This is a genomic window from Meridianimarinicoccus aquatilis (assembly GCF_004358675.1).
Lineage (GTDB): Bacteria > Pseudomonadota > Alphaproteobacteria > Rhodobacterales > Rhodobacteraceae > Meridianimarinicoccus > Meridianimarinicoccus aquatilis.
Genome location: NZ_SMZO01000019.1, coordinates 60,272 through 69,931, shown reverse-complemented (window position 1 = coordinate 69,931; position 9,660 = coordinate 60,272). Strand labels below are relative to the sequence as shown.

Annotated in this window: 6 protein-coding genes; 4 read left to right on the top strand and 2 right to left on the bottom strand. The window is 59.7% G+C overall.

All coding sequences use genetic code 11. The annotated features are described in order from the left end of the window. Both E2L05_RS10220 and bchO read left to right on the top strand, forming a co-directional pair. The coding region (locus E2L05_RS10220; protein WP_133342809.1) for a VWA domain-containing protein at positions 1-670 on the top strand (670 nt) is incomplete at its 5' end. 3 nt (positions 671-673) lie between these two features. Next, positions 674-1,555, top strand: a complete 882-nt coding sequence (gene bchO / locus E2L05_RS10215) for an alpha/beta fold hydrolase BchO (protein ID WP_133342808.1) — start codon at positions 674-676, stop codon at positions 1,553-1,555. On the opposite strand, the gene E2L05_RS10210 is transcribed toward bchO, so the two are convergent. After that, on the bottom strand, positions 1,552-2,472 hold the full coding sequence (locus tag E2L05_RS10210) for an NAD(P)-dependent oxidoreductase (protein WP_279512635.1): 921 nt from the start codon (positions 2,470-2,472) through the stop codon (positions 1,552-1,554). The two genes, bchO and E2L05_RS10210, sit on opposite strands and share 4 nt — an antisense overlap. Positions 2,473-2,649: 177 nt before the next feature. Between E2L05_RS10210 and E2L05_RS10205 the strand changes: the two genes are divergently transcribed. Both E2L05_RS10205 and E2L05_RS10200 read left to right on the top strand, forming a co-directional pair. Further along, positions 2,650-4,479 carry an autotransporter assembly complex protein TamA gene (locus E2L05_RS10205; RefSeq protein ID WP_133342806.1) on the top strand — a complete coding sequence of 610 codons (1,830 nt, stop codon included), beginning with the start codon at positions 2,650-2,652 and terminating at the stop codon, positions 4,477-4,479. 5 nt (positions 4,480-4,484) lie between these two features. Continuing rightward, positions 4,485-8,573 carry a translocation/assembly module TamB domain-containing protein gene (locus tag E2L05_RS10200; RefSeq protein WP_165971732.1) on the top strand — a complete coding sequence of 1,363 codons (4,089 nt, stop codon included), beginning with the start codon at positions 4,485-4,487 and terminating at the stop codon, positions 8,571-8,573. Positions 8,574-8,605: 32 nt separating this feature from the next. Here the strand turns inward: E2L05_RS10200 and E2L05_RS10195 are convergent, their stop codons facing one another. Next, positions 8,606-9,658 carry an ATP-binding protein gene (locus E2L05_RS10195; RefSeq protein ID WP_133342804.1) on the bottom strand — a complete coding sequence of 351 codons (1,053 nt, stop codon included), beginning with the start codon at positions 9,656-9,658 and terminating at the stop codon, positions 8,606-8,608. Positions 9,659-9,660: the final 2 nt, after the last annotated feature.

The window sequence follows — 9,660 nt, the reverse complement described above, 5'->3', positions numbered from 1 at the left end:
TCTGCGCGCCGCGGCGCCATGGCAGACGATCCGCCGAAGCGCCCGCCCCGGACATACCGGGTTGCACATTCATCCAGGCGACATCCGCGTGAAACGGTTTGAAGATCGATCGGATCGGTTGTTGATCTTCACCGTCGATGCGTCTGGGTCTGCCGCAATGTCCCGTTTGGCAGAAGCCAAAGGCGCGGTGGAACTGCTGCTTGCCGAAGCTTATGCCCGGCGTGATCATGTCTCGCTTATCGCCTTTCGCGGGTCTGGTGCCGACACGCTGCTGCCACCCACCCGGTCGCTGGTACAGACAAAACGGCGGCTGGCCGGATTGCCCGGCGGTGGAGGCACGCCGCTTGCCGCCGGACTGCGCGCAGGTCTGGACGCCGCACTCCTCGCCCGCTCCAAGGGGCTGATGCCCACCGTTGCCTTGTTGACCGATGGTCGGGGAAATGTCGCCCTGGATGGCAGCCCAGGTCGCACGCAAGCCGGCCGAGACGCTGTGGATATGGCGCGCGCCCTGCGTGCCGCCAGTATACCCGCGTTGGTGCTGGATACCGCCGTACGCCCGCAAGTTGCCTTGCGCGCACTGGCAGCTGACATGGGCGCGCCCTACATGCCATTGCCCCGCGCTGATGCCCGCCGCCTCAGCGCGGCCATCGGCACCGCTTTGGAAACCTAAGTCGTGGACTGGGATCGAGACCTTCGAGATTGGCCAAATGCCGAACTCTCACGCCGGGTGCGATGCCGCCCCCACGACTGGCATGTACAAAAGGCCGGGCGCGGCCCCTGCGTTTTACTGCTTCACGGCGCTGGCGGATCAACGCATAGCTTTCGCGACCTCATCCCCGATCTTGCCAAGGACTTTCAGGTGGTGGCGCTCGACCTGCCGGGTCAGGGCCTGAGCCGAATGGGCACCCGCGCTCGGTGCAGCCTCCGGCCTATGGCAGACGATATAGTCGCGCTGTGCGCCGCTGAGGGCTGGCAACCGGCCGCTATCATCGGCCATTCGGCGGGTGGCGCTTTGGCACTACGGATGTCGCAAAAGATGACCGCCCCAGATGGCCAACCGCCGCGCATAATCGGGTTGAACGCAGCATTGGCACCCTTCGACGGTATCGCGGGATGGCTGTTCCCAATCCTAGCAAAGATGCTGGTCCTGAACCCGTTGGTGCCGCGCCTCTTCTCTCTGAGTTCGGGCAATCCGGCCCGCGTGCGAAAGTTGATCGAAGGTACTGGCTCCACCCTCAAACCAGAAGGGCTTGCGCTCTATACCCGCCTGATAGGGGACAAGGATCATGTGGATGCCACCCTGCGCATGATGGCGCAATGGGATCTGACATCCTTGCTTGATGACCTGCCCAACATCGCAGCGCAGGTTACTTTGATTGCGGCCGATGGCGACAATGCTGTGCCGCCAGAGACCTCGGTCAACGCCGCCGCAAAGATGCGGAATGCACAAGTGATCCATCTGGCCGGCCTCGGGCACCTTGCCCATGAAGAAGACCCCGACCGCGTGGCCGGGGTCATTCGAACCGCGTTGACCGACCTTGCGCCCGGACCTTAGCTGTCGATGCTTTGCCCTTTGAGAACGCGCAACCGCTGGATCAGGCTTGAGGTATCCCACCGACCGCCCCCGAGCTGCTGCACGTCAGAATAGAATTGGTCGACCAACGCCGCCACTGGCAATGACACGCCAATATCCTTGGCCTGTTCCAGCGCGATCCCCAGATCTTTTCGCATCCAGTTCACCGCGAAGCCATGCTCAAAGTGGTTATCCATCATCGTGTCAGCACGGTTGGCAAGCTGCCACGATCCGCCGGCACCCTGGCTGACCAGTCGTGCCACCTGCTTGGCATCGAGCCCGGCTTCAGCAGCCAGCATCAGACCTTCGGACATGCCTTGCACGATCCCGGCGATGCAAACCTGGTTGACCATCTTTGTAACCTGTCCGGCTCCGACATCGCCGAAACGTTCACACGCTTTGGCATAGGACGCCAACACTGGTTCGGCCCGGTCAAAGTCTGCTTGAGAGCCGCCACACATGATCGCCAACTGGCCATTTTCTGCCCCGGCTTGACCGCCTGACACAGGCGCATCAACAAATCCGACCCCCTGCGCAGCAGCGGCTTCGGCCAGTTCGCGCGCGACAATGGCAGAGGCAGTTGTGTGATCCACGATCAGCGCGCCGCTCGACACCCCCGCCAAGGCCCCATCATCGCCCAACATGACAGACCGCAAGTCGTCGTCATTTCCAACGCAGGACAGCACGATCTCTGCGCCCTCGGCAGCCTCGCGCGGTGTCGCCCCGAACTTGCCGCCATGCTCTGCCGCCCAGGCCTCGGCCTTCGCGGTTGTGCGGTTGTAGACAGTCACATCGTGGCCCTTTGCCACCAGATGACCGGCCATCGGATACCCCATCACCCCAAGACCAAGAAATGCGATTTTTGCCATGTTCGTACTCTCCCAGTTGTGTCGCTTCACTGCGTAGCGCGTGACGACTTATGTAACTGCAGACGTGTCGCAAGCCAGCAAGGCGTGGTCAATGGCACACTGCACCCGTCGTTTTTTTGTTTTTACGGCAGAGGTCGTGACAACACCTGCATTTGATGGGAAACCATTGGGAACAGGGCTCACAGCCCCAAAAAATCGGAGGCGAAGGTGCGCGCAGGTATTGGTTTGGTAGCAGTGGCTTGGGCAGTGGCAGGCCCGGCTCTCGCCCTCGAGTCGGTAACAGTCAATGTGACGGGAATCGCCGAAGAATACCGCGATGCGATTATTTCTTCGGTTGAATTGTCTTCTTTGGCCTACAGATCGCTTGAAGAACCTTTGGAAAGTGACGCGGACCTGTATGGCGCGGCAGTTACCGATTATGGGCGCATCATTGGGGGCCTTTACGGCGAAGGGTTCTACGGCCCGCAAATCTCCATTCTGATCGACGGGCAAGAAGCCTCGGACATCAACCCATTCAGCCCGCCCGGAACGATCACCAATATTGTTATCAACGTCGATCCAGGGGCGCGGTTCGATTTCGGCAAGCTCGACGTATCGCCGCGACCAGAGGCCCGACGCGGAACGCGGCTGTTGAAGGATTTCGAGACCGGCAAGACGGCACGCTCGGGATTGATCGGCTCAGCCGCCAACACTGCGGTCAACGAATGGCGCGACGCAGGGCACGCCAAAGTTGATGTGGGCGAGCAAAAAATCACTGCCGATCACAAAACCCACCAACTTGATGTCGCCATCGGCCTCGTTCCCGGCCCTCAGTTGCGGTTTGGCGCCTTGACCATCGATGGCGATCGAGACGTCAGCGACAAGCGCGTGCGGCAGATCATGGGATTTCCAACCGGCGAAATCTATTCGCCCGAAGAATTGCGCACGGCGGTCAACCGGGTCCGGCGCACAGGCACGTTCGCAACGGTCAGCGTGTCGGAAAGTGATACGCCAAACGCCGATGGGACGCTCGACTATCAGATGACTCTCATCGAAGACAAACCGCGCCGGTTCGGATTTGATATAGAATATTCGTCCGTCGAAGGGATCTCTGTTGGCGGCTTCTGGTTGCACAGAAACTTGTTTGGCGGCGCGGAGCGGTTGCGGATTGAAGCACAGGTTGAAAATCTTGGCGGGGAAGAAACCGGCCTGCAGGATCGTGGTGGGGAAGACTACACCGCAAGCATGCGGTTGACCCGGCCGGGCACGTTTGGCGCCGACAATGACTTGTTCACATTCGCGACCATCGAGTTGACGGATGACCCGGATTACAAAGAAGACGCGTTCACCTTCGGCGTGGGTGTCACACGGTATTTCACCCCAAACCTGATTGCCGAAGTCTCGGGCGGTCTGCGCTATTCCGAGGTAGAGGACGCGTTTGGTGATCGCACGTTCAAGCATGCCGTTCTTCCGTCACGTCTGGAATGGGACAAGCGTGATGACCGTGGCGATGCAAAAGAGGGCTTCTTTGTCGGCATCGATGCTACGCCCTATCTTGGGATCGACGGGTCGCAAAGCGGTGCGTTGGGCGAGCTGGATCTGCGTGCCTATCACGGCTTTGGACCGAACAAGACAACTGTGCTGGCTGGCCGCGTCCAACTGGGCAGCATCGTCGGGTCCGACCTTGACGCAACACCGCCAGACTTCCTGTTCTTTTCAGGCGGCGGCGGTACCGTGCGTGGCCAGAAATACGAATCCCTGGGTGTTGAGCAATCGAACGGTCTGACCTCTGGTGGTCGCAGTTTCTTGGGCGCATCCGCCGAAGTGCGCCAGTTGATCCGCGGCAGCATAGGGGCCGTTGCCTTTGTCGATGTGGGGTATATCGGCGAGAAGAGTTTCATTGATGAAGAGGCCGGGTTCCAAGCCGGTGCGGGACTTGGCGCACGGGTTGGCACCCCCATCGGCCCCATTCGGGTTGATCTGGCCACCCCCATCAGTGAATTTGGCGGCAAATACTCAAGCGTGGAACTTTACATCGGCGTGGGGCAGGCATTTTGATGCGCATGAAGACGAAGATTTCCGTAAGCCTTATTGCCCTGTCACTTGTTGCGGCACCGGTTCCGCTTGCTTTGGCTCAGCAGGATTCGCCCGAAGAAGATGCGAGTTTTCTTGAAAACCTGATCCAGAACGCTTTGGGCGGCGAAGGCCGTACCGTGCGCGTTGTCGGGTTGAGCGGCGTGCTCAGCTCTGAAGCAACGATTGAGCGGATCGAAATCTCTGACGACGATGGAACGTGGCTTCAGGTGCGGGATGTGTCGCTGGACTGGCGTCGGTTGGCGCTGTTGCGCGGCCGACTTGAGGTCGATGCTTTGACCGTCGGGGTTGTGGACGTGGCGCGCAAACCCCTGCCCGCACCCGGCGAAGCGCCGAAGCTTGCCGCCGACCCAGAGGCGGAACCCGAACCCTTTTCGCTTCCAGATTTGCCCGTGTCCGTAAACGTCGCGCAATTGTCGATTGGCGCGATCCGCCTCGGCGAGCCGGTTCTGGGGCAAGCGGTGGAATTGTCGCTCTCTGGTCAGGCCCAACTTGCTGGCGGCGAAGGAAATGCCAACCTGTCCCTCGTTCGGATTGACGGCAAGGAAGCCGGTTACCGGCTTGCCGCAGGCTACACCAATGACACCGGCGTCGTGCTGGTTGATCTTGATGTATCCGAAGAGCCGGGCGGGTTGATCACCACCCTTGCAGGCATTCCTGACAGCCCGTCGCTGAGCCTCACGCTCAAGGGTGAGGACCCGATTTCCGATTTCACCGCAGACCTTGCGCTGCGCACCAGCGACGTGGACCGTCTTTCCGGCACCATCAGCCTGCGCGACCTGCCCGGCACAGACACACCCGAGCGTGAAATCACCGCTGACGTTGCTGGCGATGTTGCCGACCTGTTCCTGCCGGATTATCGCGACTTCTTTGGCCGCCGGATTGAACTGGCCTTGCGGGCCCGTCAGGGCGAAGCAATTGGCCTTGATATCGAAGATCTGGCGCTGACCACACGCGGTCTGCAACTGACGGGCACGGCGGATCTGTCGCCCGCCTATATGCCGCAAACTCTTGACCTTGAAGCGCATCTTGGCACCGATCTTGGCTTGCCTGTTGTCCTGCCCCTGCCCGGCACACCGATGCTTGTCCATGACGCGGATCTGAGCATTATCTATGATGAAGCTGCAGGTGACACATTCGCGGTTACGCTGGATGGTGATGGCTTCATGCGCGCCGACGGTTTGATGGTGGACAGCGTTTCGTTCACAACCGAAGGTCAATTGACCAAGGATGCGCCAACGGACATCACAGCAGCGCTTGCCCAGATCACAGGCACACTCACCGGATTTGCCAGCACGGACCCTGCGCTTTGGGATGCGGCCGGCGACGCAATCGCGCTCTCCGGCAAAGTGGACTGGCAAAAGGGCGGCGCGCTGACAGTGACCGATTTCAATGTCGCCTCGCAGGATTTGTCGCGGCCAGAGACCGGCGATATCGCTATTACAGGCGATGCTACAGTGACCGGACTTGAAACTCAGGCCATTGCACTGACCACACAAATCGACGCGCAATTGGGGGATCTCGACCGCTTGTCAGCCATAAGCGGCCAGAATCTTGGCGGCGCGATTGATGCAAAGGTTGCCGCAAATTACGATACAGTCAGCGGCGGCTTCGATGTCGAGCTTGATGGGTTCAGCACCGATCTGGTGATCGGTGACGCGGGCGCGGATGCCTTGATGTCTGGCCGGGTCGAGCTTGGTATCGCTGCCGCGCGGACGGCAGATGGCATCAGCCTAGACCGTCTTGAGCTGGATGGTGGCCGCGTTGATCTGACCGGTAGCGGCGGGATTGACCCACAAGGTTGGCCGCGCGCCATCACCTTGGCCGGGCGTGTTGGTGCGCCCGATGGGCCACCAGTGGTAATACCGGCACCGGGGCCGCGCACCACGCTGCAGTCTGCGCAAATCAACCTGACCTATGACCCAGAGACGGGGGACGAGTTTCAGCTTGATCTGACGGCGGATGACTTCCAGCGCGAAGGCGAAGTCGCCATGGATCAGGCCAAGGTTCTTGCCATCGGCGAGTTAAGCCGCACTGAAGCGACGGTGGAAGGCGTCACAGCGCGCATCACTGCCGCATTGACCGGCCTGTCAGCGACGGACCCGGATCTGAGCGACGTAATTGCGCCAGGGCTTGCGTTTGACACGGACATCGCCTGGATCGCCGAAGAGAAAAGCCTCACGGTGGACGGGCTCGACCTCAATTCAGGCGATGTATCCGTGGCAGCGGATGTCGCTATCAGTGACCTTCTGACCCCGGAAATGGTAGTGGACGCAGACTTTGATGCGCAAACCGGGCCGCTGGCCCGATTTGCTGCGCTGGCCGGGCTTGACCTTGCCGGGTCCGCCAACGCGCGCGGAACGGCCAAATTCGCAACCGAAACCGGGTTCTTCGATGTGGATCTGCGCGCTGAGGGCACCGATGTCGCCACCGGGATCACCGAGGCCGATCAGGCCATTGGTGGCGATTCAACGCTGGTGGTTCAGGCGACGCGAAACGAAGACGGGCTTGATATTCAACAGGCCGAGCTTCAGACACGCGAAATTTCGGTTACGGCGACAGGCGGCATCGCTGGCGATGTCACCACGGTAAATGTTGCGGCGGGACTGCGTGATGTTGGTCTCTTTGCGCCAGGCTTTAACGGACCATTGGAAATTGATGCGACGGCCAAGAACCAGAATGATATCTGGTCAATCGACGGTGATCTGACGGGCCCCGGCGGATCCGAAGCGCGATATTCCGGTGATGTGTTGCGCCCAGACGGAACCATGGCACTGGATCTGAGCGGCGCCTTGCCTTTGGGTTTGGTCAATCGGTTCCTGCTGCCGCGCAATATCGATGGCACAGCCCGATTTGATCTGGCGGTGAACGGGCCTCCGGGCCTGGAGTCGCTGAGCGGAACTGTATCCACGCAGGGCGCCCGTGTGGCGGACCCGACACTTCGGCTTGCGCTTGAAGACATTGGCCTCAACGTCCAACTGTCTGACGCGAATGCGCAACTCGACATGAATGCCAATCTGTCCAGCGGCGGCCAGATCATCGTTTCGGGGCCCGTGGGCCTGACCGGTACAATCCCGGCGGACATCACGGCACGGCTGCAAAACCTGACCCTCGTGGATCCAACCCTTTATGAAATCGCGCTGGATGGAGAAATTGGCGTAAACGGCCCGCTGACAGGCGGGGCCAATATCGCCGGACAGATCAATATCGGCCGCAGCGAGATCAAGATCCCGAACACCTTTGGCGGTGGCGGTGCTGTTCCGGATATCGTTCATGTGAACGAGTCGCGTGCAAGCTATGCGACCCGCCGCCGAGCGGGCTTGATCAAAGACCCAGAAGCGGAAAGCGGCGGCGGCAGTGGTCCCGTCTTTGGACTTGATATTGTCATATCGGCCCCACAAGCGATTTTCGTGCGTGGGCGCGGTCTTGACGTTGAACTTGGCGGCCGGATCGACATTGGGGGCACGACAGCTTCACCAAATCCGCAGGGTGGTTTGCAGCTCATCCGCGGTCGACTTGATCTGCTGTCCCAGCGTTTGAATTTCGACACTGCGGAAATATCTCTTCAAGGGGATCTTGATCCAGACATTTCGATGGTTGCCAGTTCCGACAATGGCGACGTGATATCCAAGATCATCATCGAAGGCCCGGTCTCTGAGCCCGAATTCAGCTTTGAATCTGAACCGGAATTGCCCGATGACGAAGTGCTTGCACAATTGTTCTTTGGCAAGCCAGTGGCTGATTTGACCCCGCTTGAACTTGCCCAGCTTGCCTCTGCGATCAACAGATTGCAGGGCGGCGGTGGCGGCGTTTTCGGATTTGCGCGCGAAGCCTTGGGGGTCGACGACCTTAGCGTTGCCACAGATGAAGACGGAAACACCGCCGTCACAGCGGGCCGCTACCTCAGCGAAAAAGTCTATACCGATGTTACGGTCGGATCAGACGGCACCTCGGAGGTCGAATTGAACTATGAAATTCGCAAGGATTTCTCTGCGCGTGGCCGGTTCGACAACGAGGGCGAAACCGGTATCGGGCTGGTCTTTGAACGCGACTATTGATGGTGTCGGCGGCCGGGCAATCCGGTCGCCGGCTACCCGGCTTGCGGCGGTTGTGGCAGCAGCACCGCAAAGCAACTGCCCTCCCCCACCTTGCTTTCAATCTTCAGGCGTCCACGGTGCCGGTTCAGGATATGTTTGACAATCGCCAACCCCAATCCGGTGCCGCCCAACTGTTGTGACCTGTGATCGTCGGCGCGATAAAACCGTTCCGTCAAGCGATGAATGTGGATTGAATCAATCCCGGGTCCGTAGTCCTTCACGATGATCGCGACAGCCGGTCCAGCCAAGATTGGATCACGGTTGATGACTTCAAACGCAATGGTCACGCGACCGCCATCGCGCCCGTATTTCATCGCATTTTCAATCAGGTTCACGAACACTTGCCGCAATTGATCGCCGTCGCCCAACACTTTTGGCAGTGTAACATTGGGAATAACTTCTAACGCGACCTGCATATCATCGGACAGCGGGCGCAGATTGTGGCATACGCTGTCCACCAAGGCCGGGACATCTTGCAAATCGGTTGGCCGAATTCGTTCTTCGGTTTCGACCTGCGACAGAGACAGAAGGTCGTTGACCAATCTGTTCATCCGCTCTGCTTCGCGTTCCATTGTTATCAGGAACCTGTCGCGCGCCGCAGCGTCGTTTCGCGCAGGGCCGCGCAGTGTGTCAATGAACCCGATGAGCGCGGTCAACGGCGTCCGCAATTCGTGGCTGACATTGGCAACAAAGTCACGGCGCATTTGGCCCGCCGTTTCGATTGACGTCACATCTTCAAAACTTGCCATCACACCTGCTCGGGTCGCATCACCGACCGGCGTGCAAACGACACGATAAAGCGTTTCCTGGCTATGGTCCTTGCGGCTGTACCGGGTTTCATGTGCAACCCCGCGCCGCAACGTGTCTGTCAGGCAATCAATAATGGATGGCTGGCGCAGTACGGTCAGAAAATGCCGCCCTTCCATGTTGCTGCCAAACAACTTGACGGCAAGAGGATTGAGCCTGTGGATACGCTCGTCCTGACCAACCAGTACAATGGGCAGCGGTACCCCTGACAGGATCGACCGAAGAAATTCGCCGTCCATTT